General features: G+C 67.9%; 24 protein-coding genes. 18 read left to right on the top strand and 6 right to left on the bottom strand.

The window, feature by feature from the left end; translation table 11 throughout:
* Positions 1-41: 41 nt before the first annotated feature.
* The 4 genes from C4B30_RS19510 to C4B30_RS19495 all read left to right on the top strand — a co-directional run bounded on the left by C4B30_RS19510 (position 42) and on the right by C4B30_RS19495 (position 3,639).
* Complete coding sequence (locus C4B30_RS19510) at positions 42-698, top strand: amino acid ABC transporter permease (RefSeq protein ID WP_027782978.1); 657 nt, start codon at positions 42-44, stop codon at positions 696-698.
* On the top strand, positions 695-1,450 hold the full coding sequence (locus C4B30_RS19505) for an amino acid ABC transporter ATP-binding protein (RefSeq protein WP_027782979.1): 756 nt from the start codon (positions 695-697) through the stop codon (positions 1,448-1,450). Before C4B30_RS19510 ends, C4B30_RS19505 begins: the two co-directional genes overlap by 4 nt.
* Positions 1,447-2,757 carry an NAD(P)/FAD-dependent oxidoreductase gene (locus tag C4B30_RS19500; RefSeq protein ID WP_105132833.1) on the top strand — a complete coding sequence of 437 codons (1,311 nt, stop codon included), beginning with the start codon at positions 1,447-1,449 and terminating at the stop codon, positions 2,755-2,757. The genes C4B30_RS19505 and C4B30_RS19500 overlap by 4 nt, the downstream gene beginning before the upstream one ends.
* A gap of 78 nt (positions 2,758-2,835) precedes the next feature.
* Positions 2,836-3,639: a class I SAM-dependent methyltransferase gene (locus tag C4B30_RS19495; RefSeq protein ID WP_234015441.1), complete on the top strand. Its 804-nt coding sequence runs from the start codon at positions 2,836-2,838 to the stop codon at positions 3,637-3,639.
* Positions 3,640-3,663: 24 nt separating this feature from the next.
* On the opposite strand, the gene C4B30_RS19490 is transcribed toward C4B30_RS19495, so the two are convergent.
* Together C4B30_RS19490 and C4B30_RS19485 are read right to left on the bottom strand one after the other, a co-directional pair.
* Positions 3,664-5,085: a cytochrome-c peroxidase gene (locus C4B30_RS19490; protein WP_105132871.1), complete on the bottom strand. Its 1,422-nt coding sequence runs from the start codon at positions 5,083-5,085 to the stop codon at positions 3,664-3,666.
* A 95-nt stretch (positions 5,086-5,180) separates the two neighbouring features.
* A complete protein-coding gene (locus tag C4B30_RS19485; RefSeq protein ID WP_105132832.1) occupies positions 5,181-6,854 on the bottom strand; it encodes a phospholipase C in 1,674 nt (557 codons plus the stop codon).
* Between the two features lie 398 nt (positions 6,855-7,252).
* Between C4B30_RS19485 and C4B30_RS19480 the strand changes: the two genes are divergently transcribed.
* Positions 7,253-8,110: an EamA family transporter gene (locus C4B30_RS19480; RefSeq protein ID WP_105132870.1), complete on the top strand. Its 858-nt coding sequence runs from the start codon at positions 7,253-7,255 to the stop codon at positions 8,108-8,110.
* Positions 8,111-8,142: 32 nt separating this feature from the next.
* On the opposite strand, the gene C4B30_RS19475 is transcribed toward C4B30_RS19480, so the two are convergent.
* Positions 8,143-8,616: an Lrp/AsnC family transcriptional regulator gene (locus tag C4B30_RS19475; protein ID WP_089501731.1), complete on the bottom strand. Its 474-nt coding sequence runs from the start codon at positions 8,614-8,616 to the stop codon at positions 8,143-8,145.
* Positions 8,617-8,935: 319 nt separating this feature from the next.
* Here C4B30_RS19475 and C4B30_RS19470 point away from each other — a divergent pair, with 319 nt between their 5' ends.
* The 6 genes from C4B30_RS19470 to C4B30_RS19445 all read left to right on the top strand — a co-directional run bounded on the left by C4B30_RS19470 (position 8,936) and on the right by C4B30_RS19445 (position 13,285).
* On the top strand, positions 8,936-10,321 hold the full coding sequence (locus C4B30_RS19470) for an amino acid permease (RefSeq protein WP_027782986.1): 1,386 nt from the start codon (positions 8,936-8,938) through the stop codon (positions 10,319-10,321).
* A gap of 45 nt (positions 10,322-10,366) precedes the next feature.
* Positions 10,367-11,569 carry an amino acid aminotransferase gene (locus C4B30_RS19465; protein WP_105132831.1) on the top strand — a complete coding sequence of 401 codons (1,203 nt, stop codon included), beginning with the start codon at positions 10,367-10,369 and terminating at the stop codon, positions 11,567-11,569.
* Positions 11,570-11,734: 165 nt separating this feature from the next.
* Positions 11,735-12,133 carry a DUF488 domain-containing protein gene (locus C4B30_RS19460; RefSeq protein WP_027782988.1) on the top strand — a complete coding sequence of 133 codons (399 nt, stop codon included), beginning with the start codon at positions 11,735-11,737 and terminating at the stop codon, positions 12,131-12,133.
* Positions 12,134-12,234: 101 nt separating this feature from the next.
* A complete protein-coding gene (locus tag C4B30_RS19455; protein WP_105132830.1) occupies positions 12,235-12,525 on the top strand; it encodes a DUF1488 domain-containing protein in 291 nt (96 codons plus the stop codon).
* Positions 12,526-12,541: 16 nt separating this feature from the next.
* The gene (locus C4B30_RS19450) at positions 12,542-12,781 is read left to right on the top strand and encodes a hypothetical protein (protein WP_027782990.1); all 240 of its coding nucleotides are present in this window, start codon (positions 12,542-12,544) and stop codon (positions 12,779-12,781) included.
* 153 nt (positions 12,782-12,934) lie between these two features.
* On the top strand, positions 12,935-13,285 hold the full coding sequence (locus C4B30_RS19445; RefSeq protein WP_105132829.1) for a metal ABC transporter ATPase: 351 nt from the start codon (positions 12,935-12,937) through the stop codon (positions 13,283-13,285).
* 30 nt (positions 13,286-13,315) lie between these two features.
* Here the strand turns inward: C4B30_RS19445 and C4B30_RS19440 are convergent, their stop codons facing one another.
* From C4B30_RS19440 to lhpI, 3 genes are all read right to left on the bottom strand, one after another.
* On the bottom strand, positions 13,316-14,095 hold the full coding sequence (locus C4B30_RS19440) for a helix-turn-helix domain-containing protein (protein WP_027782992.1): 780 nt from the start codon (positions 14,093-14,095) through the stop codon (positions 13,316-13,318).
* A gap of 16 nt (positions 14,096-14,111) precedes the next feature.
* A complete protein-coding gene (locus C4B30_RS19435; RefSeq protein ID WP_027782993.1) occupies positions 14,112-14,516 on the bottom strand; it encodes a response regulator transcription factor in 405 nt (134 codons plus the stop codon).
* Between the two features lie 170 nt (positions 14,517-14,686).
* The gene (lhpI, locus tag C4B30_RS19430; protein WP_089501733.1) at positions 14,687-15,622 is read right to left on the bottom strand and encodes a bifunctional Delta(1)-pyrroline-2-carboxylate/Delta(1)-piperideine-2-carboxylate reductase; all 936 of its coding nucleotides are present in this window, start codon (positions 15,620-15,622) and stop codon (positions 14,687-14,689) included.
* A gap of 264 nt (positions 15,623-15,886) precedes the next feature.
* On the opposite strand from lhpI, the gene C4B30_RS19425 reads away from it, so the two are divergent.
* The 7 genes from C4B30_RS19425 to C4B30_RS19395 all read left to right on the top strand — a co-directional run bounded on the left by C4B30_RS19425 (position 15,887) and on the right by C4B30_RS19395 (position 23,911).
* Positions 15,887-16,624: a FadR/GntR family transcriptional regulator gene (locus C4B30_RS19425; protein WP_105132828.1), complete on the top strand. Its 738-nt coding sequence runs from the start codon at positions 15,887-15,889 to the stop codon at positions 16,622-16,624.
* A 127-nt stretch (positions 16,625-16,751) separates the two neighbouring features.
* Complete coding sequence (locus C4B30_RS19420; RefSeq protein ID WP_105132827.1) at positions 16,752-17,873, top strand: branched-chain amino acid ABC transporter substrate-binding protein; 1,122 nt, start codon at positions 16,752-16,754, stop codon at positions 17,871-17,873.
* A gap of 68 nt (positions 17,874-17,941) precedes the next feature.
* On the top strand, positions 17,942-18,949 hold the full coding sequence (lhpH, locus tag C4B30_RS19415; protein WP_027782998.1) for a trans-3-hydroxy-L-proline dehydratase: 1,008 nt from the start codon (positions 17,942-17,944) through the stop codon (positions 18,947-18,949).
* A 174-nt stretch (positions 18,950-19,123) separates the two neighbouring features.
* Positions 19,124-21,703, top strand: a complete 2,580-nt coding sequence (locus tag C4B30_RS19410; protein WP_105132826.1) for a penicillin-binding protein 1A — start codon at positions 19,124-19,126, stop codon at positions 21,701-21,703.
* 79 nt (positions 21,704-21,782) lie between these two features.
* Entirely contained in the window at positions 21,783-22,661 is an 879-nt protein-coding gene (locus C4B30_RS19405) for a PilZ domain-containing protein (protein ID WP_105132825.1), read from the top strand.
* A gap of 223 nt (positions 22,662-22,884) precedes the next feature.
* Positions 22,885-23,214 carry a DUF4148 domain-containing protein gene (locus C4B30_RS19400; protein WP_105132824.1) on the top strand — a complete coding sequence of 110 codons (330 nt, stop codon included), beginning with the start codon at positions 22,885-22,887 and terminating at the stop codon, positions 23,212-23,214.
* A gap of 292 nt (positions 23,215-23,506) precedes the next feature.
* Entirely contained in the window at positions 23,507-23,911 is a 405-nt protein-coding gene (locus C4B30_RS19395; RefSeq protein WP_027783002.1) for a lysozyme inhibitor LprI family protein, read from the top strand.
* The last annotated feature ends 119 nt before the right edge of the window (positions 23,912-24,030 follow it).

Below are 24,030 nucleotides of genomic sequence, written 5' to 3'. Positions count from 1 at the left end.
TCCATCGCGGCGAGCCGTCAGGACGTCGCATAGGAGACCTCATGTTTTTTCAGAACGCGATCGATTTCCTGCCGATCCTGCTGAAGGGCGCGGTGGTCACGATCGAGATCACGGCATGCGCGTTCGTGCTCAGCTCCGTGCTCGGGCTGATCCTCGCGTTGCTGAAGGTGTCGCGCAATCGTGCGATATCGACGGCCGGCAGCACGATCGTCAACGTGATCCGCGGGCTGCCGATCATCGTGCAACTGTTCTACATGTACTTCGTGCTGCCCGATCTCGGCGTGCAACTGTCGGCGTTCCAGGCCGGCGTGCTCGGCCTCGGCATCGCGTATTCGGCGTATCAAGCCGAGAACTTCCGCGCGGGCATCGAGGCGATCGACCGCGGCCAGATCGAGGCCGCGCACGCGATCGGCATGCGCGGTCCGATGATCATGCGGCGCGTGGTGCTGCCGCAGGCGTTCCGCATCGCGCTGCCGCCGTACGGCAACACGCTGGTGATGCTGCTGAAGGATTCGTCGGTCGCGTCGACGATCACCGTCGCGGAAATCACGCGCGCCGGCCAGCTGATTGCGTCGTCGACGTTCCAGAACATGAGCGTCTACACGCTCGTCGCGCTGCTGTATCTCGCGCTCGGCCTGCCGCTGATGTTCGGCGTGAACCGGCTCGGCAAGCGGCTCGCCCTGAGGAGAGGCGCATGATCCTGATCGATTCGATACACAAACGCTTCCAGCAACACGCGGTACTGAAGGGCGTGAGCCTCGACGTGCAGCCGGGTGAGGTCGTATGCCTGATCGGACCGTCCGGCTCCGGCAAGTCGACCGTGCTGCGCTGTATCAACGGCTTCGAGACCTACGACGAAGGGTCGATCACGATCGACGGCGTGAAGGTCGATGCGCATTCGAAGCGGATCCACGAGCTGCGAATGCGGGTCGGCATGGTGTTCCAGCGCTTCAACCTGTTCGCGCACCGCACGGCGCTCGAGAACGTGATGGAAGGGCCCGTGCACGTGCGGCGCATGCCGGCCGCGCAGGCGCGCGAGCAGGCCCGCGCGCTGCTCGACAAGGTCGGACTCGCGCACCGGATGAATGCGTATCCGTCCGAGCTGTCTGGCGGGCAGCAGCAGCGCGTCGCGATCGCACGCGCGCTCGCGATGGAGCCGCAGGCGATCCTGTTCGACGAGCCGACGTCGGCGCTCGACCCCGAGCTCGTCGGCGAAGTGCTCGGCGTGATGCGCGGGCTCGCCCGCGACGGAATGACCATGGTGGTCGTCACGCACGAAATGGCATTCGCGCGCGAGGTGGCCGACCGCGTGTGCTTCCTGCACGACGGCACCATCTGCGAAAGCGGACCGGCGCGCATCGTGCTCACGCAGCCGACCCATCCCCGCACGCAGGAATTTCTGCGCCGCCTGCTGGTGTCGGACGGTGCCGACAACCCGGATCGAACATGAGCGCAACGAACGCGGCACCCGCATGGCCCGACTCGCCGTGGCCGGATTCGCTGTGGGCGGCGACCGCCGCGCCGGCGCCCGATACGCCCGCGCTCGATGCGTCCGTGTCGTGCGACGTGGCGATCGTCGGCGCCGGCTTCACGGGCCTGTCGACCGCGCTTCACCTGGCCGAACGCGGCGTGAACGTTCGCGTGATCGACGGCGCGCAGCCGGGCTGGGGCGCATCGGGCCGCAACGGCGGGCAAGTGATCCCCGGGCTGAAATACGACCCGGACGAACTCGTCCGCCGGTTCGGCGACGAGGCCGGCGAGCAGCTTGCCGGCATCGTCGGCGGCGCGGCCGACACGGTGTTCGACCTGATCGAGCGGCACGCGATCGACTGCGATGCGCGTCGCCAGGGCTGGATCCAGCCGGCGCCGACCGCCGCGATGCTCGACACGGTTGCCCGCCGTGCGCAGCAGTGGGCCGCGCGCGGCGCGCCGGTCGACGTGCTCGACCGCGACGACGTCGCGCGGCGGCTCGGCACGCCAGCGTATGCGGGCGGCTGGATCGATCGCCGCGCGGGCAGCGTGCAGCCGCTCAGCTATACGCGCGGCCTCGTGCGCGCCGCACAGGCGAGCGGGGCGGTCGTGCACGGGTTGACCCGCGCCGTCGGGCTGACGCGCGCCGACGGCCGCTGGCGGATCGCGACGTCCGGCGGCGCGACGCTGTCGGCGGAGCGTGTCGTGATCGCGACCAACGGCTACACGGACGGGCTGTGGCCCGGTTTGCGTCAGTCGGTGATCGCCGCGAACAGTTTCATCGTCGCGACGCAACCGCTCGCGCCGGATCTCGGTCGCGACATCCTCGCCGGCGGCGAGGTCGCATCGGATGCGCGGCGTCTATTGCTGTACTTCCGCCGTGACGCGGCCGGGCGCCTGCTGATGGGTGGCCGCGGCCCGTTCGCCGAACCTCGCGCGCCGGGCGACTGGTGCCATCTCGAACGCGCGACGACGCTGTTGTATCCGCAACTGAAGGGTGTCCGGTTCGAATACCGCTGGGCAGGCCGCGTCGCGATCACCGCGGATTTCCTGCCGCACGTACACGAGCCCTCGCCGGGCGTGACGATCGCACTCGGCTACAACGGTCGCGGCATCGCGATGGCGACGACGCTCGGCAAGCATCTGGCCGCGCATCTGTCGGGCGATGCGCAACTGCCGCTGCCGTTCCGCGTCACGCCGATCCGGCCGATTCCGTTGCACGGGCTGCAACGCTTCTATATCGCCGCCGGGGTCGCCTGGTATCGGTTGCTCGACAGCCTGTCCTGACGCAGCCGCGACGGCAGTCGCCATCCGCATTCCGATCGGGCAGAATCGGCCTGCCCAGTTTCGACCGACGGATGCCGCATGACCGAACCGAACGAACCAAACGAACCAAACGAACCAAACGAACCAAACGAACCAAACGAACCAAACGAACCAAACGAACCAAACGAACCACCCGGCCGCCGCGCTTACGCGAGCTTCGCACAACGCTATGCGGACATCGCGCCGACGAAGGCGCACAACGCGCTCTACGAGCGTCCGGCGACCCTGGCACTGCTCGGCGACGTCGACGGCCTGACGGTGCTCGACGCCGGCTGCGGGCCCGGCATCTGCAGCGCGCATCTCGCCGGCCACGGTGCGATCGTGCATGCGTTCGACGTGACGCCGGAGATGATCGCGCTCGCGCGAACGCGCTGCGCCGGGCTGGCGGTCGACGTCAGGGAAGGCGACCTGGAGGCGCCGCTCGCGTGGCTGCCCGACGCGTCGGTCGACAAGGTCCTGTGCTCGCTCGCGCTCGACTACGTGCGCGATCTCGCGCCGACGCTGCGCGAATTCAGACGCGTCGCGCGGCCGGGGGGAACGCTCGTGTTCTCGATGGCGCATCCGATGCGCGACTGGATGGACGAACGCACGCGCGGGGAGGGCACGTACTTCGACACGTCCCGTTTCGGTTTCCACTGGTCGGGGTTCGGCGAGCCGAGGCCGTACGTCGAAGCGTGGCGGCGGCCGCTTGCCGACATCCTGAATGCGCTCGCCGACGGCGGCTGGCGGCTCGACCGCTTCGTCGAACCGACACCGCTGCCCGAGATGAAAGCCGTGTCGGAACGGCTCCATGCGGAGCTGTCGCTGGCGCCGGCCTTTCTGTGCATTCGCGCGCGCCGCTGACGCGGCGCTGCGCCTGGCAGGCGCTCAGTGTTGCGCCGGCGCGTCCGTCAGCGTGCCGAGAAACGCTTCGATATCCTTGATGTCCTGCGCCGTCATCGCGGGCTTGTCGCCCGGCTTGCGATCGAAAGGCGCATCGGTCACGTCGACGTTCGCGCGATATTTCGGCGGAATGTCGTCGTATTCGTCCACCTTGCCGTCCGCGCCGCGCGAATAAAACTTCTGCGGCGAGATGCTGCGCTCGTTGTAGAACGCCATTACCTGGTCGAGCGTATGGAACACGCCGTTGTGGAAGAACACGTGGCGCGTCGCCGCGTTGCGCAGCGTCGGCGTCAGGAACATTCCGCAGTACTGCGTCTGGTCCTTCAGGTCGTCGCGGAACGGCCCGCACACGCCGAGATCGTAGAACGCGGGGTTGCGGTTCTGCGCGAGCGCGCGGTTGCGCGGCGCGCCGAGCGCCTCGTACTGGTAATCGGTAAACATCGGCGGCAGCCCGTCCTTGCCGGGTTTCGACAAGTGGCAGCCCGCGCAATTCGCCTTGTCCGGATCGTTGAACAGGCGCAGCCCGCGCAGTTCGGCCTGCGTGAGACGCGCACGGCCTTCGAGCCAGCGGTCGTACTTGCTGTCGTACGGATGGAACGACGGATCCTCGACCTGATAGCGCGCGATGGCGAACATCGCTTCCGACACCGCGAGTTGCGAGCTGTCGAACACGCGCGCGCCGAACAATTGTTCCAGTTGCGCGCGATGCGACGATTGCGCGAGCTTGTGCGCGACGTCGTCGACACTCGCGTTGGCCATTTCGACCGGATTCAGCAGCGGGCCGAACGCCTGTTGCTGCAGCGTATCGGCGCGACCGTCCCAGAACATCCCGCCCTGCGGCACGAGCTGCGGCGCGGCCGACGTGCCGGCCACCTTCTGCGCCTTGACGACGCCGGCCGCCGCCGTGGCCTGTTGGGCGACGCTCGGCGCGGCGTCGTTTTCACCGGCATCGGGGCCGATGCTGAAATTCGGCTGGCGGTACAGATACATCAGCGACGGCGGCGGACGATAGCCCTGCTGCGCCATCGCGAGGCCGCCCGGCTGCACGTCGAGCGCATTCGGCGGGCCGTACGCATGATCGGGGCTGTGGCACGACGCGCACGACTGCTTGCCCGACGCCGACAGCGACGGATCGTGGAACAGCGCGCGCCCGAGCTGCGCGACCGCCGACAGCGGCTGCGCGGCGGGCCGTTGCAGCACGACCGGATGCGGGTTCGCGCCGGTCCAGTCGGCGACCACGGTGCCGATCGCCGCCGGTACCTGCGCGGGAAACGCGATAGCGAACGCGCCATAGCCGATCACGGCCGCGCTGAGCACGAATGCCGCGCGGCGCAGCAGGCGGGAAGGGGCGCGCGGCGCGGGCGTGCCGGAGGCATCGGGAGACGGAAACGCGGGGCGAGCTGTCATGCTGTCGATCGAAAAACGGGCGTCGCACGAAGCGGCGCGCAGAAATGGAAACGGCCGGCGCATCATGCGCCGGCCATGCGGTCAGGCCGTGACGGTCAGATCGACGGTGCGGCGCTCAACGCGGTGCCGAGCGTCGGGTCGAGATACAGCGGCGTCGTGTTCGGCTTCGACGAGAAGTCGAACAGGTTGCGCAGGTCGCCCGCCGTCGCATCGAACGAGCCGCCGCCGATACGCTGGCCGCCGAGCCAGTTGTCCTCGATGAAGCGCACGACGGACGACTGGTCGAGCATCGTGTGATCGACGTAGTTCTGCTTCGCATACGGCGAGATCACGACCAGCGGAATGCGCACGCCCGGGCCGCAGCGGCCGTTCACGGTCGCGCCGTTCACGCCGGTGGAACCGCCCGTGCCGCACTTGCCGGCGCCGTTGAGCTGGTCGACCGGGTCCGACGATGCGTGCGTCGGCGGCGTGTACACGTGGTCGTACCAGCCGTCCGAGTCGTCATAGGTGACGATCACGGCCGTGTTCTGCCAGTCCGGCTGCTGCTGCAGGAAGTTGACGACCTTCGTCACGAACGCCTGCTCGTCGAGCGGATCCGAATAGCCCGCATGCCCGTCCTGCGCGGCCGGCGCCTTCAGGTAGCTGACCGACGGGAAGTTGCCGGCCTTCACGGCGGCGAAGAAGTCGTCCGTGTCGTACTGGTGGTTCGCCGGTTCGGCCGTCTTGCCGTCGGTCTCCACGCTCGAACCGATCGCCGCGAGCGAGCTCGGGCGCGTGTGTTGCGGGTTCGCGGTCGACGCGTAGTACTGGAACCAGTTGTGGTGCGGGATGTAGTCGGACGTCGCGGCGTTCACGGCGGTGGCGACCGTGCTGCGCGCGCAGCCCGTCGTGCCGTTGCCGTTCGTCGTCGCCAGGTTGAAGCCGCCCATGAAGCCGCCCCACGTGATCTTCGCGGCGTTCAGCAGGTCGCCGATGTTCTTGCCGGTCATCATCGCCTGGTCGGTCGTGCTCGAACACACGTCGAAGCCCGGGTCGACGTCGTTGATCATCGTGAAGCCGCCCTGGCCGTCGTTGATGTAGTACGAGGTGGCGGCGAGCGTCGACGGCTGCTTCGACGTCTTGACGATCTGCATCCCGTTGGTCTGCCCCGCCACGACGTTCAGCGCGCCCGGCGTCGACGGACCGTAGACCGTCGTGAACGTGTTGTCGCTCATGGCAAAGCGCTGCGCGTAGTTCCACAGCGCGGTCACCGTGTTGCCGTCGAAGTAGCCCATCACCTGGCCCTTCGTGCCGAACGCACCGGCGCCGCCGGACGAGCCCTTGCCCGTGTACTTCGGGAACAGGTCCGCAAGGCCGTTGTCCTCGGCCTGCTGTTCGGCGGTGTACGCGTGGTTCTGGTCGGCGGTCGCGGCCTGCGTGCGGTCGAGGCGGAACGGGTTCGCCGCGTCGGTGCCGTTGGCGGTGTTCGTGAAGTTCGGATTCGCGGTGAGCAGCGTGCCCGTCAGGCCGTTCGGCGTCGGCGTGCCGGATTTCGCGGTGAAGGCCGGTTCGCCCGACGGATTCGTCGCGTTCGGGTAGGTGCCGAAGTAGTGGTCGAACGAGATGTTTTCGCCGTAGATCACGACGACGTGCTTGATCGGCGTGGCGGTCTGCAGCGCATCCTGCGACGACACGGCGGGCGTCGGCGTGGAATCGTCGCTGCCGCCGCAGGCGAACAGCGCCAGCGCTGCGGCTGCGCAGGCAGTGACGAGCAAGGCTTGACGGAACATCGGGAAACTCCAGGTAAGGCCTTCGATGGTGGAGAACGGCCCCGTCGCCGTGTCGGTTCGGCGCAGAGCTCGTGAGGGGGCACGCGCATTGGAACAGCCGCGTATGAAGATATGGGGACGGAGTGTTTTCGCGATGGTTGCGCTGCGGTATCGATTTCATTACGACGCGGTGCGATACGAAAGAGAACGGTAAGGGGCGGACCGCCGGCAACCTCCGCGTCACATGTCGCGGGGTGCGGGCCGCTTGCGGCGAACGCAGCGCAGGGCGGGCGACTGGGAACAGGCGGCCGACTCCTGTACGGCGGACCGCAAGTCGCTTTTTTGACAATCCGGTGACGCATTCATACGATGAACGCCTGCCGCGCATCGCGCAGCTTGACCGTCAGGGAGGTTTCAGCGTGCCGATTCCCGTTCTGTTCGCCGTGCTGTGCGCGGCGTTCCTGCACGCGTCATGGAATGCGCTGGTGCGCAGCAGCGGCGACCGGCTGCGCTCGGCCACGGTGCTGCAGATCGCGATCGGGCTGTTCGCGCTGCTGTTCCTGCCGGCTGCCGCGCCGATCGCGGCGGCGAGCTGGCTCTGCGTCGTCGCGTCGGCCGTGACCCACGTCGTCTATACGCTGCTGCTCGTGCGTGCGTACGAGCACGGCGACCTGAGCGTCGCGTATCCGGTCGCACGCGGCACGGCGCCGCTGCTCGTCACGCTCGGCGCGGCGGCGTTCGCGGGCGAGCGTCTGAACATCGGTGCGCAATGCGGGCTCGTGCTGATCTGCGCGGGCATCATGGCGATCGGGCTGGAGCGCGGACGCGGCGCGAAACACCGGATGATGCAGGTGCTGCCGACCGCGGTCGCGACCGGCGTGTCGATCGCGGCGTACAGCGTGGTCGACGGGATCGGTGTGCGCGAAAGCGGCAGCACGGTCGGCTATACCGCGTGGATGTTCGTGCTGACGGGTGCGATGATGGCCGCGTACTACCGGCTGCGGGCGGGGCCGCTGCGGTTGACGCAGGATGTCGGCGAGACGGCGAAGGCCGCGTGCGGCGGCGTGTTCGCGGCGCTCGCATACGGCATCGTGATCTGGGCGATGGATCGCGCGCCGATGGGGCCGGTGTCGGCGCTGCGGGAGACGAGCGTGGTGTTCGCGGCGCTGATTGCGCGCGTCTATCTCGGCGAGCGGCTGACGCCGCGCCGGGCGGCCGGTTGCGCGGTGATCGCGACGGGGGCGTTGTTGATCGGTGCGTTCGAGGCGGTGAGCTGAACGCACTGGCCCAGCGCGCCGAGCGGAGCGTGTCAGCCTTCCAGCGGCATCGCACTCGTACACTTGATTTCGTCGAGGCACACGCTCGAATGCACGCCGCTCACGCCGGGAATGCGCATCAGCGTCTCGAGCAGGAATCGCGACAACCCTTTCAGATCGTGCGCGACGACTTTCAGCACATAGTCGATGTCGCCCGTCACCGAGAAACACTCCTGAATCTGCGCGAGATCCGACACGAGTTTCTGGAATTTCGACAAATCGCGGATATGCCCGCGCTCCATCGTCACGTGCACGAACGCGGTGACACCGAACCCGAGCGTATCGGGGCACAGCCGCGTTTCGTAACGGCGGATCGCGCCGATCTCCTCCAGCCGCCGGTGGCGTCGCAACGTCTGCGCGGGCGACAGGCCGACCGCTTTCGCCAGGTCGAGATTCGACGCGCGGCCGTTCTCCTGCAACACCGACAGCAAGTGGCGATCGATGCGATCGAGAACCGGTTCAGGCATTTTTGTTTCCTCATTTGTCTCCTGGATGCAATCTTATCTCATAATGTAGGGTTTGCATGAGCGGGTTACGCAACCCGATTTCGCCGTCGCGACGCTAAACTGACGCCGGATTTTCGTGTGCGGCCGCGGCAATGCGGCGTGGGCGGACGAGTCGGCGGTCGATCTGGCCGCACGCCGACGCGAATCGGATGCCGCCACGCGAGGATTGCAGTCCCCAACCCGGCGGCTCCACGAACGGCCGCCGGCACAGCAAAACAGCGCCCGGCACACCGAGGCGCGCCGCACCGCTTCCGGCGGAGGCGGACAGAGTGGAGAAGACATGGTTTCTGGAAACGAGAGCGACGGCCTGAAGCGCGGGCTGAAGAACCGGCACATCCAGCTGATCGCGCTCGGCGGCGCGCTCGGCACGGGGCTGTTCCTCGGCATCGCGCAGACGATCAAGATGGCCGGCCCGTCCGTGCTGCTCGGCTATGCGGTGGCCGGCATCGTTGCGTTCTTCATCATGCGCCAGCTCGGCGAGATGGTGGTCGACGAACCCGTCGCGGGGTCGTTCAGCTATTTCGCGAACAAGTACTTCGGCCACTTCACCGGCTTCCTGTCCGGCTGGAACTACTGGGTGCTGTACATCCTCGTCAGCATGGCCGAACTGTCGGCCGTCGGGATCTACGTGCAGTACTGGTGGCCGGGCGTGCCGACCTGGGTGTCGGCGCTCGTGTTCTTCGTCGTCATCAACCTGATCAACCTCACCAGCGTGAAGTCGTACGGCGAGACGGAATTCTGGTTCTCGATCATCAAGGTTGCCGCGATCGTCGGGATGATCGGCTTCGGCGGCTGGCTGCTCGCGAGCGGTCACGCAGGGCCGGAAGCGACCGTCCGGAACCTGTGGCAGCACGGCGGCTTCTTCCCGAACGGCGTGTCGGGCCTCGTGATGTCGATGGCCGCGATCATGTTCTCGTTCGGCGGGCTCGAACTCGTCGGCATCACCGCGGCCGAGGCCGACGATCCGAAGCGCAGCATCCCGCGCGCGACCAACCAGGTCATCTACCGTATCCTGATTTTCTACATCGGCGCACTGGCCGTGCTGCTGTCGCTGTACCCGTGGGAGAAGGTCGTCAGCGGCGGCAGCCCGTTCGTGCTGATTTTCCACGCGCTGAGCAGCAATCTGGTCGCGAACGTGCTGAACGTCGTCGTGCTGACGGCCGCGCTGTCGGTCTACAACAGCGGCGTGTACTGCAACAGCCGGATGCTGTTCGGCCTCGCGCGGCAGGGCAACGCGCCGAAGGTGCTGTGCTCGGTGAACAAGCGCGGCATCCCGCTCGCGGCGCTCGGCGCGTCGGCGCTCGCGACCGGCGTGTGCGTGCTGGTCAACTACTTCATGCCGGGCAAGGCGTTCGAGGTGCTGATGGGCCTCGTCGTGTCGGCGCTGATCATCAACTGGGCGATGATCAGCCTGATCCACCTGAAGTTCCGCCAGGCCAAGCGTGCTGCCGGGGAGGAGACTTCCTTCCGCAGTCTGGGCTATCCTTTCACGAATTACCTGTGCCTGGCATTCATGGCCGGCATTCTCGTCGTGATGTACCTGACGCCGGATCTCCGCCTGTCGGTGTACCTGATCCCGGTATGGCTCGCGGTGCTCGCGATCGGGTATCGCTTCCGTCAGAAGAATGCGGGCTTTGCGGTGCACGACGGCGCCTCCGCACGCTGACGCAGGCCACGACGACCCTTCTTCCAAACGAGACCGACTCAAGCCATGTTCGAACACATCGACGCGTACCCGGGCGATCCGATCCTGACGCTCAACGAGAACTTCCAGAAAGATCCGCGCGATCAGAAGGTCAACCTGAGCATCGGGATCTATTTCGACGCCGAAGGCCGGATTCCGGTGATGGGCGCCGTGCGCGAAGCCGAAACCGCGCTGCAGCGCGACAGCGGCCCGAAGCCGTACCTGCCGATGGTCGGTCTGGCCGCGTACCGCGAGGCCGTGCAATCGCTGGTGTTCGGCGCCGATCACCCGGCCCGCGCGGCCGGCCGCATCGCGACGCTGCAGACGCTCGGCGGCTCGGGCGCGCTGAAGGTCGGCGCCGATTTCCTGAAGCGCTATTTCCCGGATTCGCAGGTGTGGCTCAGCGATCCGAGCTGGGAAAACCACCGCTTCATCTTCGAGCGCGCCGGCTTCACGGTAAACACGTACCCGTACTACGACGAGGCGACGGGCGGCCTGAAGTTCGACGCGATGCTCGCGGCGATCGACGCGCTGCCGGCGCGCAGCATCGTGCTGCTGCACGCGTGCTGCCATAACCCGACCGGCGTCGATCTCGACGAAGGCCAGTGGGAGAAGCTGATCGACGCGATCGAGGCGCGCGGGCTGCTGCCGTTCGTCGACATGGCGTACCAGGGCTTCGGCGCGGGCCTCGACGCGGACGCGTTCGCGGTGCGCGAACTGGCCCGCCGCGGCGTGCCGACGCTCGTCGCGAACTCGTTCTCGAAGAACTTCTCGCTGTACGGCGAGCGCGTGGGCGGCCTGAGCGTCGTCTGCGAAGACGCGGCCGCGGCCGAGCGCGTGCTCGGCCAGCTGGCGGGCGCCGTGCGCTCGAACTACAGCAACCCGCAGACCTACGGCGCGAAGGTCGTCGCGGCCGTGCTCGGCACGCCGGCGCTGCGCAAGCAGTGGGAAGAGGAGCTGTCGGCGATGTGCCGCCGCATCGCGCGGATGCGCCAGTCGATCCACGACGGCCTGCGCGACCACGTGAGCGGCGAAGCCCTCACGCGTTACGTGAAGCAGCGCGGGATGTTCACGTACACGGGCCTGACCGAATCGCAGGTCGACGCGCTGCGCGAGGTGCACGGCGTGTACATCCTGCGCTCGGGCCGCATGTGCGTCGCGGGCCTGAACGATTCGAACGTCGGCATCGTCGCGGATGCGATCGGCAAGGTGCTGAAGAGCGGCGTCTGAACGCGGCGCGGCGACGCGCCACGATGCGGAACCGGCTGCGTCCCGTCGCGGGAACAGCCGGTTTTTTGTTGCGCGGCCGTCATGTGCGATGCCCGGCTGACGCACGGGCAGGCGCGGCGGTACGATCACGGGATCGTACGCAATACAGAGGAGCAGAGGAGCGACATGGGCATCCGGATCATCCAGCTCGGCACGCCGCGCGCGGCCGGCGAAGGCCTGCGGATCGGCACGGTGCGGCGGCCGCCGCGCGGCGTGCCGAAGGCGGAATTCGCGACGCGCAACTACTATGATGTATGGTTGCCGACGCTGTCGCCGAGCCCCGAACTCGTCGCGCAGGCGCAGGCCGCCGAAACCGACGCCGAATGGAAAGCGTTCAAGCGCCACTTCCGCGCGGAGATGGCGCACGGCGATCCGGCGAAGGTGCTGGATTTGCTGGCCGCGCTGTCGGCGACCACCGCGTTCTCGATCGGCTGCTACTGCGACGACGAGCGCCATTGCCACCGCAGCGTGCTGCGCGAGCTGCTCGCGGAGCGCGGCGCGGCGATCGAGACTGAAGCGGGCTGAAGCGACGGCGCCGTGATCGTGCAGTGCAGCGAACCCGTTGACGTGGGTCAAGCGCGCGGTCGCGCGCGCCACTATGCTCTCGTCATGGAGCCATCACGACGATGACAGACCGACAGATGCACATTACTTTCCCGCCCGAACCGCCGGAATACTGCGCGCGCGACCTGGTCGTCGCGTTTTCCGCGCTGGTCGACGGGCGTTGCGTCCAGTGCGCGGTCACCGCCGAGGCGCTGGAAGACCATTTCGGCGCGCGGTCGCTGCTCGAACGCGATCTGCTGAGCGCATTCGATGCGCACCGGCCGGCCATCGAGGCGATGGCGCGACGCATGCTGGAGGAAATCGGCGGCCGGCCGGTGCTGCTGCACAGCGGGCACTTCCGGCTCGAAGGCTGATACCGCAGGAGGGCGCATGACACTGCAGGGCAACATTCACGAACGCGACTGGTCGGTCGAAGTGGAGACGCGCCCGTGCGAATCGGGCGAGTTCCGCTGCCGCGTGTCGGTCGAGCACGGCGCCGGCGCCGCGCGGTTTCATCATACGTTCGAGCACAGCCACGCGTATCCGACCGAGCGCGAGGCGATGATCGAAGGGTTGCGGGCCGGCATGACGTGGATCGAGATGAAGGCGTCGCAGGTCTTCAAGGTATGAACGGTCCCGCGCCGGCCAGGCGCGGGCAGATTATCGGCCGGCCGCGATCGAAAAATGCGCGCCGCGCCACGGGAAACACGTGCCGCCCGATCGTGAGGCGGCCGGCACATGCAAGGCGGTCGACGAGCGGGCGGCCTCGTCAGGAGAGACGACATGGGCGTGGGCATGCAGATCGCCTGCCTCGGATTCACGGGTTCGGCAGCGGTCGAGGCCGAAGCCGGCGCGCAACTGGTGCGGCTGGAACGGTTTCGCGCGTTGATCGACGGCTGCCATCTCGCGATCGAATCGCGCATGGCGGCCGATGGCGCCCGCCTGTACGACGTGCGGCTCGACCTGGTGATGCACGACGCGGCGCTCACGTCGCTGCCGCCGTGCGTCGGCGCCGACGTGGACGATGCGCTGCGCCGCGCGTTCGCCCAGGCGGAACAGGCGCTGATCGCGTGGCAGGCGGGCGCAGCAACGGCGACGCTGCGCGACGCGGCGATCGGCGACGCGATGCGGTGAGGCCGCGCGCCGGCGATCCGGCGCCGTGTGTCAGACCCGCGCGAGCGCTTGCGTGTCGATGATGCGCACGCGCTTGCCGCGCGTTTCGACGAGCGCTTCGCGATGGAACCGCGAGAACATTCGGCTGACGGTTTCGAGCTTCATCCCGAGATAGCAGCCGATTTCCTCGCGCGTCATCCGCAGGTTGAATTCGGTTGCCGAATAGCCGCGCGCCTCGAACCGCGACGACAGGTTCAGCAGGAAATGCGCGACGCGCTGCTCGGCCGACATCGTGCCGAGCAGCAGCATCTGGCTCGATTCGCGGACGATCTCGCTGCTCAGCATCTGGTATAGGAAGTGCTGCATCGGCTTCATCTCGCGGCACGCGGCTTCGAGCGCGCCGAACGGGATGATGCACACCACGCTGTCTTCCAGCGCGATCGCATCGCAGCAGTGCTGCCCGCCGCCGATGCCGTCCATCCCGAGCGTTTCGCCGGCGATCTGGAAGCCCGTCACGTGCTCGCGGCCGTCGCGGTGCATCATCACCGTCTTGAACGACCCCGCGCGCACCGCATAGATGCTCTGGAACGGATCGTCGGTGCGAAACAGTGCGTCGCCCTGGCGAACCTGTCGCGTCGTGCAGATGATCGCGTCGAGGCGGCCGTATTCGGCGGCCGTCAGGTGCGGCGGCAGGCACATCGAGCGCATCGCGCAGGCCGAGCAGCGGGCGGCCGGATGCTTGGCGGCGTCGGCACGCGCGGTCGGGCGCAGGGCAATCGTGGGCCGGGATACGACGGACACGTCGGCGGCGCAGGCGGTGGCGGTGGACATGAGTCGCTCCGGCTCGTCAGGGGCGGTGCACGCGAGCGTGCACCAGGGATTCGATGACACGGCACGCGGCGTCGAATTCGACGGTCTTGTCGAAGAAGTAGTCGGCTCCCGCCGTCGCGCATGCCTCTCTGAATGCCGGCGCCGAGTGGTTCGTCAGCACGATCGTGACGATGCGCGGCGCGGCCTTCGACAGCATCCCGATCAGGTCGAGACCGCTGCCGTCCGCGAGCCGCACGTCGACGATCACCACGTCCGCGCGACTGCTGCGGATCTGCGGCCACGCGTCCTGGCCGTCTTCCGCTTCGCCCACGACGACCACGCCGCGGATCGCGCCGACGAGCAGCGCGATCCGCTGGCGGACGGCCACAGCGTGATCGACGAGGAACACCCTGAGCGCGGCGGGTGACAGGCTGGCATTCATGCCGGCAGTATCGTGTTGCGCCGCCGAAATTGAAATCGGCCGAATTGGAACTTCGTGTAGGCCGCTTCGACGCGGTGTAGGGCGTTTCCTACACCGCGTACGGGAAATCGCCGGCGTGGCCGCGGGCGATGCGATGCCGCGCGAGCGGCGCCAGTGGTTGCGCGGCCGGGTCAGCCGGCGCCGCGCGCGGCCAGCGCGTCGCGCGCGGTGCGGCACGCGGCCAGGTCCCACGCGGCGCAGCCGACGCTCTTGAACAGCAGCGGGCCGCCGCGGGCGAATGTGCCGTTCAGCACGTCGGCGAGCGACGCGACGTGCTGCCAGTCGACCTGCGCGACGATCAGGTCGCCGGCTTCGTGGCGCGCGCCGGCCGGATCGTCGACGACGAGCCGGCTGCCATGCACCGTGCTCGCGTCGATCTCGGCGGCATCCGCGGTGAACGCGCCGACGCCGACCACGAGCCGGCCTTCGCGCGCGGCGTCGCGGTAGACGGGCGTGCGGCTCGTCGTCAGCGTGACGACCACGTCGATCGCATCGGGAACCGCGTCGCCGTCGAGCGGCGCGAGTCGCGGCGCATGCGTGCGATGGGCGGCGCAGAAGGCGGCCGCGCCGACCGCGCTCGTGCCGCGCACGTGAAGGCGCGCCTCCGGAAAGATCGCCGCGAGCGCTTCCGCGTGATTGGCCGCCTGCTTGCCGGTGCCGATCAGCAGGATGTCGCGGGGCGCGGCGCCATGCAGCGCCTGGATGCCGAGCGCGGTGATCGCCGCCGTGCGGCGGCCGGTGACGGTCGGCCCATCGAGCGCGAAGCGCATGGCTCCGGTGGTGGCGTCGTACGCGGTGACCTGGCCGAGGATCGTCGGCAGCCCGCGCGCGCCGTTGCCGGGGCACACGTTCACGAGCTTGTGGCTCGCCAGGTCGTGCGCGCTCGACGGCATCGACAGCATCACGCCGCCGCCTTGCAGCGGCACGACCAGGCGTTCGGGGCTGACGATGTCGCCCGCCGCATACTCGGCGACCGCTTGCCTGAGCGTGGCGAGCAGCGCCGGGTAGTCGAGCAGCGCGGCCGTATCGGCCGCGTCGAAAACGGGAATGGGGGAAATGGCGGTCATCGTGTCCGTCGTGGGCGTCGGTGAGCGTGAACGGCGGACGCATGCCGCGCCCGCCGCAGGTCTGCCGGATACCGTGGCACAGGGCAGTGTGGATCGAATCTATACCACTTGCTGGCGCGCCTGCAACCCAGAAAATAAAGCACTTCGTGGATTTTGGTTCTAATATCTGGCCAGAAGGCTCGCCGCTGCCGCGCTGCCCGCGCCGCTCCGGTATAGTGCGAACCCATTCCAGATCCACGCCCGCGAACGGGCAGGAGCCACACGATGATGTCCGCGCGTCCCGATTCACTCGAAGGCGGTTTCAGGCCGCTGCAGATCTACGAGCAGGTAGCCGAAAAGATCCGCGACGAGATCCGTGCGGGACGCTACGCGGCCGAATCGCGGCTGCCGTCCGAACGCGAGCTCGCGGCGCTGTTCCAGGTCGGCCGGCCGGCTGTGCGCGAAGCGCTCGGCGCGTTGCAGAACGAAGGGCTTGTGTTCACGAAGCGCAATTCGGGCACCTACGTCGTCGCGGCTCCGCTCGACGTGCTCGCGCAGCGCGGCGATGCGCACACGGCGTCCGAGGCCGACTTCAGCCCGACTTCGACGCTCGACGTGCGGCTGATCCTGGAGCCTGCGATCGCGCGCCTCGCGGCCGCCCATGGCCGCGCCGACCCCGGCGCCGAGCTCTATCTCGCGCAGATGGAAACCATCACCGACGTCGACGATCCGCATCAGCGCGCGCTGTGGAACGAGAGCGACCGGCTGTTTCACCGACAGCTCGCGCTGATGACCGGCGATGCGCTGATCGTGAAGATCGCGGACGAAGTCGCGAAGACGATGGACCAGCCGCTGTGGAAGCGGCTGAAGGACGACGGCATCTACGACGCGGGCCGGATCCGGCTCTACGTGTCCGAGCACCGGCTGATCTACGAGGCGATCGTGTCCGGCGATGCCGATGCGGCTGCGTTCTATGTCGAACAGCACATTCGCCGCGTGCGGCGCGATATCGCGCCGAAGTAGTACGCCTGCACGCGCGTTCGTTCTGGTCTTTAACGTGACCAAAACATCCGGAATTATTTTGAAATTGCTTGCGCCGTGACCATACGTGTCCTACATTGGTTTCACAAAAAACCAATCAGGAGACATCATGCGACACCTCATGACCGCGCTTTCGGTGGCTATTGCCGCCGGTGCGCTGACTTCCGCGCACGCGCAGGAAGTCGTGACGATCGGCCATTCGGCGCCGCTGACGGGCCCGCAGGCCGCCAACGGCAAGGACAACGAAAACGGTGCGCGGCTCGCGGTCGACGAGCTCAACAAGGCCGGCGTGAAGGTCGGCGGCAAGACCGTGACCTTCAAACTGGTTTCCGATGACGACCAGGCCGATCCGAAGGCCGGCGTGCAGATCGCGCAGAACCTCGTCGACAAGGGCGTCGTCGCGGTGCTCGGACCGTACAACTCGGGCGTCGCGATTCCGGCCTCGCGCGTGTATGCGAACGCCGGCGTGCCGATCCTGCCGGTCGCGTCGAACCCGGCGCTGACGAAGCAGGGCTTCAAGAACATCTTCCGGATCGGCGCGAGCGACGAGCAGCTCGGCGGCACGATGGCCACGTTCGCCGCGAAGACGCTGAACGCGAAAACCGCCGCCGTGATCGACGATCGCACCGCATACGGGCAGGGCGTCGCCGAGCAGTTCATGAACGTCGCGAAGGCGAACGGCATCCGGATCGTCGACCAGGAATACACGAATTCGTCGGCCACCGATTTCCTTGGCATTCTCACCAAGATCAAGGCGAGCAACCCCGACGTGATCTTCCTCGGCGGCTATGCGGCGCAGGGCGCACCGATGGCCAAGCAGATGAAGCAGCGGGGCTTGCGCGCGAAGCTGCTCGGCGGCGACGGCATCTGCTCGGCCGACATGGGCAAGGTCGCGGGCGAGGCGGCGTCGATCGTCTATTGCGCGCAGGGCGGTGTCGCGCTCGAGAAGACGCCGGCCGGCCGCGAATTCCTGAAGAAGTACCACGACGCGTATCACACCGATACGCAGGTCTACGGCGTCAATTACTACGACGGCGTGAAGCTGCTCGCCGACGCGATGGTCAAGGCCGGCACGACCACCGACAAGCCGAAGCTGATCGCGCAGCTCGCGAAGTCGAACTACGCGGGCGTCGCGGGCACCTATTCGTTCGACGCGAACGGCGACCTGAAAGGCGCGCCGACGACCGTCTACGTGATCCGCAACGGGCTGCCGCAACCGTACGCCAAGTAACTGCCGCACCGCCCGTCACCGGACGGCGGCCAGCCGCCGTCCTTCGTTTCAACGCATTCCCATCGACCATGAAAATTTCCCGCTCCCTTTCCACCGTCGAGGTGCACACCGGCGGCGAGGCGTTCCGCATCGTCACGAGCGGGCTGCCGCGGCTGCCCGGCGACACGATCGTCCAGCGCCGCGCGTGGCTCAAGGAGCACGCCGACGAGATCCGCCGCGCGCTGATGTTCGAACCGCGCGGCCACGCCGACATGTACGGCGGCTACCTGACCGAGCCCGTGTCGCCGAACGCCGATTTCGGCGTGATCTTCGTCCACAACGAAGGCTACAGCGACCATTGCGGACACGGCGTGATCGCGCTGTCGACGGCGGCCGTCGAACTCGGCTGGGTGCAGCGCACGGTGCCGGAGACGCGAGTCGGCATCGACGCGCCGTGCGGCTTCATCGAGGCCTTCGTCAAGTGGGACGGCGAACATGCGGGGCCCGTGCGCTTCGTCAACGTGCCGTCGTTCATCTGGCGGCGCGACGTGTCGGTCGAGACGCCGTCGTTTGGCACCGTGACCGGCGACATCGCGTATGGCGGCGCGTTTTATTTCTATGTCGACGGCGCGCCGTTCGACCTGCCGGTGCGCGAATCGGCGGTCGAAAAACTGATCCGCTTCGGCGCGGAAGTGAAGGCGGCCGCGAACGCGAAGTATCCGGTCGTGCATCCGGAGATCCCGGAAATCAACCACATTTACGGCACGATCATCGCGAACGCGCCGCGCCATGCGGGTTCGACGCAGGCGAACTGCTGCGTGTTCGCGGATCGCGAGGTCGACCGCTCGCCGACCGGTTCCGGCACCGGCGGGCGCGTCGCGCAGCTCTACCAGCGCGGGCTGCTCGCGGCGGGCGACACGCTCGTCAACGAGTCGATCGTCGGCACGGTCTTCAAGGGGCGTGTGCTGCGCGAAACGACGGTCGGCGACATCCCGGCCGTGATCCCGGAAGTGGAAGGCAGCGCGCATATCTGCGGGTTCGCGAACTGGATCGTCGACGAGCGCGATCCGCTCACGTACGGATTTCTCGTGCGCTGAGCCGCGGCGCCGGTCGCGCTGCCGTCGCGCGGCGTTCAGGTTGTCGTACCAGGTTTGGCGCGTCGTTCCGGTTGCGGAGCACGCGCCTTTTTTGCGTCGGCGCCGCCGCGAAACCGCACCACGCGCGCCGGCCCAACGCCGCCGCGGGTCGGCCGGCCGCGCGAGTTTGGTACGATGCAGCCTTTTCAGCCGAGCTCCACCCGCGTGAATCGCCGAAACATGTCGTCAGTGCGTGCCTTGTGTGCCAGATGGATCGCGCGCGCCCAACCTGTCGCGGCGGCCGCCGTCGCGCGGGTCAAGCCTCTCGCCGCCACCGCGTGGCACCATGTCCGCCACCCGACGCGCCGGGGCGTGCTGCTCACGGCCGCCGCCGTGCCGGCGCTGTTCGCGGTGTACGTGGTCGTGCTCATCCCGTTCACGCCGGGCATCGGCGACATCCGCAAGGCGCGCGTCGACCAGCCCGCGCAGGTACTGTCCGCCGACGGCAAGCTGCTGACCGAATTCAAGCCGTCGAACCGAGAATGGGTGTCGCTCAAGCAGATTTCGCCGCACATGGTCGACGCGCTGATCGCGACCGAGGATCACCGCTTCTACGCGCACCACGGCCTCGACTGGAAGCGCACGGCGTCGGCCGCGCTGCATACGTTCTCGGGCAGCCGCCAGGGCGGCTCGACGATCACGCAGCAACTCGCGCGCAACCTGTATCCGGACGAGATCGGCCGCGCGCCGACGCTCACGCGCAAGGTGAAGGAGGCGATCACCGCGCTGAAGATCGAGGCCGTCTACAGCAAGGACCAGATCCTCGAGACCTACCTGAACACGGTGCCTTTCCTGTACAACGCGTACGGGGTCGAGATGGCCGCGCGCACCTATTTCGACAAGTCGGCCGACGAACTCGACGTGCTCGACAGCACGACGCTCGTCGGGATGCTGAAGGGCAACAGCTACTACAACCCGGTGCTGAACCCCGAGCGCGCGCTGCAGCGGCGCAACACGGTGCTCGGCCAGATGGTCAAGTACGGCAAGCTGTCGCCGGCGCAGTTCGCGCAGTTGCAGCGCCGGCCGCTGCGCATCGACTTCGAGCGCCAGAAGGAGCCGCCCGGGCCGGCGCCGCATTTCGCGCAGCAGTTGCGCAAATGGCTGATCGCATGGGCCGACCGCAACGACTACAACATCTACTCGGACGGGCTGATCGTGCGCACGACGATCGACTCGCGCCTCCAGCAGATGGCGACGCAGGCGCTCACGCTGCAGGGCAATCAGCTGCAGGGCATCGCGAACAACGCATGGAGCGGCCGCGACGGCTGCGGCACCGACAACGAGGTGTTCCGCACCTTCATGCGCGAATCGCCCGAGTACAAGGCCGCGCAGGACGCCGGCAAGGACGACGCGGCGGCGATGAAGCTGCTCGCGGCCGACCGCGGCTTCCTGCACGCGCTATGCAAGGCGAAGACCGACGTGCAGGCCGGTTTCCTCGCGATCGATCCGCGTGACGGGCAGATCCGCGCGTGGGTCGGCAGCCGCGACTTCACCCGCGAGCCGTTCGACCACGTCGCGCAGGCGCGGCGCCAGCCGGGCTCGACGTTCAAGCCGTTCGTCTATGGCGCCGCGTTCGCGAGCGGGATGAAGCCGGACGACACGTTCATCGACCAGCCGGTCGAGATCCCTTTGAAAGGCGGCGAGATCTGGCGGCCGAACGACGACGTGCCGCCTACGGGCAAGCCGATGACGCTGCGCGATGCCGTCGCGCTGTCGCGCAACCGAATCACCGCGCAGGTGATGGAGAAGGTCGGACCCGCGGCCGTCGCGCGGCTCGCGCACGACATGGGCGTGCGCGAAAGCCCGCTCGAACGCGTGCCGTCGCTCGCGCTCGGCACGAGCCCGGTCACGCTGAAGGAAATGGTCGCGTCGTACGCGACGATCGCGAACGGCGGCCTGTACGTCGAGCCGCAGATGGTGACGCGCATCGAGAATCGCCAGGGCGACGTGCTCGCGGAATACGCACCGGCGCCGCCCGAACGCGCGCTCGATGCCGAAACCGACAAGACGCTGCTCGACGTGATGCGCGATGTCGTGACGCGCGGCACGGGCGGCAGCATCCGCACGCGTTTCGGCATCCGCGGCGACGTGGCCGGCAAGACCGGCACGACGCAGGACAACGCGGACGGCTGGTTCATCCTGATGCAGCCGGGCCTCGTCGCCGGCGCGTGGGTCGGATTCGACGACGGCCGCGTGACGCTGCGCAGCGATTACTGGGGGCAGGGCGCGCACAGCGCGCTGCCGATCGTCGGCGATTTCTTCCAGCGCGCGCAGCGCGCCCGGATCGTCGATACCAAGGCGAAATTCGATACCGAGCCGTCGCCGGGCTGGTTCGCGTCGCTGCGCGAGCGCGCGACCGACCTGTTCGACACGTGGTTCCCGCCCGAGCCGAAGAAGGCGCCCGCGCCGGTCAGGACGCAGCGTATCGAGCGTCCGGCCGAGGTCGACGAGGGCGGGGCGTCGGCGGCTTCGGCTGCCTCGGCGCCGGATGCCGCCTCCGGCGGCATCGTCGAGGAATGGGTGCCGGCGTCCGAAGTGGCCGCATCGGCCGCGGCGCTGTCGTCGGGCGCATCGCAGCCGCAGCCCGCGCAGCCGCCGGCGGGCGCCAGTGCGACGAGCGGAAGCAGCGCCGGTATCGGCGTCGCTCCTTCGGCCGTGCCGGCTGCGCCGTCGCCGGTGCCGGCCGCGCCCGATGCGACCGGCGCTTCGCAGTAACGAAGCCGTTCAGATTCCGCGCGATGCTGCCGTAATCAAGTTGTCACGACAGCTCGCGCGGCCGCTCCGCGCTTCTCCGATGAGGCTTTCCACCGACTACGTCGCGCTCGTGCGCGACGATCTTGCAGCCGACGTCCCGCTCGGCTTCGATCTCTATGACGCCGACGGCGCCGCACTGCTGCCGGCCGGCACGACGCTGCGCGACCCGACGCAGCACGCTTTCCTGTTCGACCATTTCCGCCCCGTGCGCCGACGCGATGACGCCGACGCCGATCCGCGCATGCCCGCGGCGGCGGCCGCGCCCGCCACACGCATGGGTTTGTCAGAGGGGACCGCGATCGGCATTCGCCGTCGGGTCGGTACGACGCGCGCGCTGCAGCGCTGTCGGCTGATCGGCGTCGGTACGTCCGGTGCGCTGTTCGTCGAGCCGCAGCATGCCGCCGTGCTCGACTTCGCACGCGGCGACGACATCGAAGCGGTGGCGATCGGTCGTGCCGCGGTGTCCCGTTTCGGCGCAACGGTCGACTCGGTGCAGGCGTCGGGCGCCGCGCCGTTCATGATTCTGTCGCCGCCCGGTTTCGTCGACCGGCTGCGCACGCGCGCGGAGCCGCGCGTGCCGGTGCGCATCGCGGCCTGCTGCAGCGGCGCAGCGGAGGGGGCGGAAGGCCTCGGGGTCGTGCACGACATCAGCCTGAGCGGGCTGTCGATCGCCGTGGACCGGCCGATCGCGGCGACCGGCGAGCCATTACGCGTGCTGCTTCCGTATGAAACCGGCGGCCGCATCGAGCGGCTGGCGCTCGAGGGCACCGTGCGGGCCGTGCATACCGACCCGGCGATGCCCGCGTTGACGCTGCATCACGCGGCGTTCGGCGACATCGATGCCGACGATTTCATTCGCCTCAAGGCACTGCTGTTCGACAGGCAGATGGCGTCGGCGGAGAGCGACCGCGCGCGTTGAACGTGCGGCCGGAGCGTGCCGGCGGCCGTCGTGGCATTCAGTGTACGAACGCCGGCAATCGTCCGATGAAACGACTTATTCCTGCCCGATTGTATGGTTTCGAACAACAGTGAATTTGCGATTTAAGTATTTACCCTGATAGCCACCCCTCCTAGACTTCTACTTATGCGCAACGACCTCGAGTCCGAAGCGCCTGACAAAACAATCCTGGAGGTAACGCATCATGAAATCGCTGATCAAGGCAGTTGCACTGGCCGCCCTGGTGGCCGCACCGGTCGTCTCGTTTGCCCAATCGAACCAGCAGCCGTTGACCCGCGCGCAAGTGCGCGCCGAGTTGGTCCAGCTCGAAAAGGCCGGCTACAACCCGAACGACTGGATCAACTATCCGGAAAACATCCAGGCCGCCCAGGCCAAGATCGCCGCCGCGCAGAATACCGGCGCGCAAGCCGACGCAACCGGCTACGGTTCGAACCCGGTCGCGACGTCGCAGTCGGGCCAGCGCGCGGTTGTGCCGGCCGTGAGCGACCGCTCGTCGGTGTACTTCGGCCACTAAGCCAGCCGTTGTCTCGCGGCCGTGAAGGCCGCGGCCGAAGCGTATCGAGAAAGCCCGCACGCGTATCGCGTGCGGGCTTTTTCAATGGTGCGTAACGATGCGAGGCTTTCGCCATCGGGAAACACGGCAACCGGCGAAATCGCGCGTCGCGGGCGTCGGCCCGTCCCCCGCTGACAATCCGCCGCGCGTGCGCTAGCATCGCGATCGATGTCGCCGCGGGTAGCGCGGCCAATCCACACGGGGCGCAGCAAGGCACCGGGTTCCACACTTCAACGAACAACAAGGAGCATCCATGCGTGTCATGACCGGTCTGCTGGGCTTGCTGGCGCTGGTGACGAGCGTCGCCCATGCGCAGGCGAATTGTGCGGACGCGACGGATCAGGCGACGATGACGGCGTGTGCCGATCGCGCGTACAAGAAATCCGACGGGGAGCTGAACCGGACCTACCAGGCTGTCACCGCGCGCCTGCGCGACGTGCAGCCCCTTGCCGACAAGCTCGTGAACGCGCAGCGCGCGTGGCTCGCGTATCGCGATGCCGAATGCCACTTCTCGAGCGCGAATGCCGAGGGCGGCAGTGCGTACCCGATGGTCGTATCGACCTGCCTCGACGATCTGACGAAAGTGCGCACCGAAACGCTGAAGGGCTATCTGTCCTGCGAGGAGGGCGACCTCGCGTGCCCGGTGCCCGCGAAGTAACGATCAGGCGCGGGCCCGGCCGGGCCCGCACGACGCCGGCTAGACGTCGTCCGTTACACGGCGTCCGTTACACGTCCTCTGTTACACGTCCTCTGTTACACGTCGTCCGTTACACGTCG

The organism is Burkholderia sp. BE12 (assembly GCF_002959955.1).
Lineage (GTDB): Bacteria > Pseudomonadota > Gammaproteobacteria > Burkholderiales > Burkholderiaceae > Burkholderia.
Note: the sequence above shows the minus strand (reverse complement) of the source record. Positions and strands in the feature narration are given on the sequence as shown.

Bases quoted from the DNA above. Each gene is read 5' to 3' on its own strand.
- C4B30_RS19450 (WP_027782990.1), top strand. From the start codon at position 12,542: ATGACACTGCAGGGCAACATTCACGAACGCGACTGGTCGGTCGAAGTG.
- C4B30_RS19505 (WP_027782979.1), top strand. From the start codon at position 695: ATGATCCTGATCGATTCGATACACAAACGCTTCCAGCAACACGCGGTA.
- C4B30_RS19455 (WP_105132830.1), top strand. From the start codon at position 12,235: ATGACAGACCGACAGATGCACATTACTTTCCCGCCCGAACCGCCGGAA.
- C4B30_RS19510 (WP_027782978.1), top strand. From the start codon at position 42: ATGTTTTTTCAGAACGCGATCGATTTCCTGCCGATCCTGCTGAAGGGC.
- C4B30_RS19395 (WP_027783002.1), top strand. From the start codon at position 23,507: ATGCGTGTCATGACCGGTCTGCTGGGCTTGCTGGCGCTGGTGACGAGC.
- C4B30_RS19405 (WP_105132825.1), top strand. From the start codon at position 21,783: ATGAGGCTTTCCACCGACTACGTCGCGCTCGTGCGCGACGATCTTGCA.
- C4B30_RS19470 (WP_027782986.1), top strand. From the start codon at position 8,936: ATGGTTTCTGGAAACGAGAGCGACGGCCTGAAGCGCGGGCTGAAGAAC.
- C4B30_RS19435 (WP_027782993.1), bottom strand. From the start codon at position 14,516: ATGAATGCCAGCCTGTCACCCGCCGCGCTCAGGGTGTTCCTCGTCGAT.
- C4B30_RS19460 (WP_027782988.1), top strand. From the start codon at position 11,735: ATGGGCATCCGGATCATCCAGCTCGGCACGCCGCGCGCGGCCGGCGAA.
- C4B30_RS19440 (WP_027782992.1), bottom strand. From the start codon at position 14,095: ATGTCCACCGCCACCGCCTGCGCCGCCGACGTGTCCGTCGTATCCCGG.
- C4B30_RS19490 (WP_105132871.1), bottom strand. From the start codon at position 5,085: ATGACAGCTCGCCCCGCGTTTCCGTCTCCCGATGCCTCCGGCACGCCC.
- C4B30_RS19445 (WP_105132829.1), top strand. From the start codon at position 12,935: ATGGGCGTGGGCATGCAGATCGCCTGCCTCGGATTCACGGGTTCGGCA.
- C4B30_RS19500 (WP_105132833.1), top strand. From the start codon at position 1,447: ATGAGCGCAACGAACGCGGCACCCGCATGGCCCGACTCGCCGTGGCCG.
- C4B30_RS19485 (WP_105132832.1), bottom strand. From the start codon at position 6,854: ATGTTCCGTCAAGCCTTGCTCGTCACTGCCTGCGCAGCCGCAGCGCTG.
- C4B30_RS19495 (WP_234015441.1), top strand. From the start codon at position 2,836: ATGACCGAACCGAACGAACCAAACGAACCAAACGAACCAAACGAACCA.
- C4B30_RS19400 (WP_105132824.1), top strand. From the start codon at position 22,885: ATGAAATCGCTGATCAAGGCAGTTGCACTGGCCGCCCTGGTGGCCGCA.
- C4B30_RS19410 (WP_105132826.1), top strand. From the start codon at position 19,124: ATGCAGCCTTTTCAGCCGAGCTCCACCCGCGTGAATCGCCGAAACATG.
- C4B30_RS19420 (WP_105132827.1), top strand. From the start codon at position 16,752: ATGCGACACCTCATGACCGCGCTTTCGGTGGCTATTGCCGCCGGTGCG.
- C4B30_RS19465 (WP_105132831.1), top strand. From the start codon at position 10,367: ATGTTCGAACACATCGACGCGTACCCGGGCGATCCGATCCTGACGCTC.
- lhpH (WP_027782998.1), top strand. From the start codon at position 17,942: ATGAAAATTTCCCGCTCCCTTTCCACCGTCGAGGTGCACACCGGCGGC.
- C4B30_RS19475 (WP_089501731.1), bottom strand. From the start codon at position 8,616: ATGCCTGAACCGGTTCTCGATCGCATCGATCGCCACTTGCTGTCGGTG.
- C4B30_RS19425 (WP_105132828.1), top strand. From the start codon at position 15,887: ATGATGTCCGCGCGTCCCGATTCACTCGAAGGCGGTTTCAGGCCGCTG.
- lhpI (WP_089501733.1), bottom strand. From the start codon at position 15,622: ATGACCGCCATTTCCCCCATTCCCGTTTTCGACGCGGCCGATACGGCC.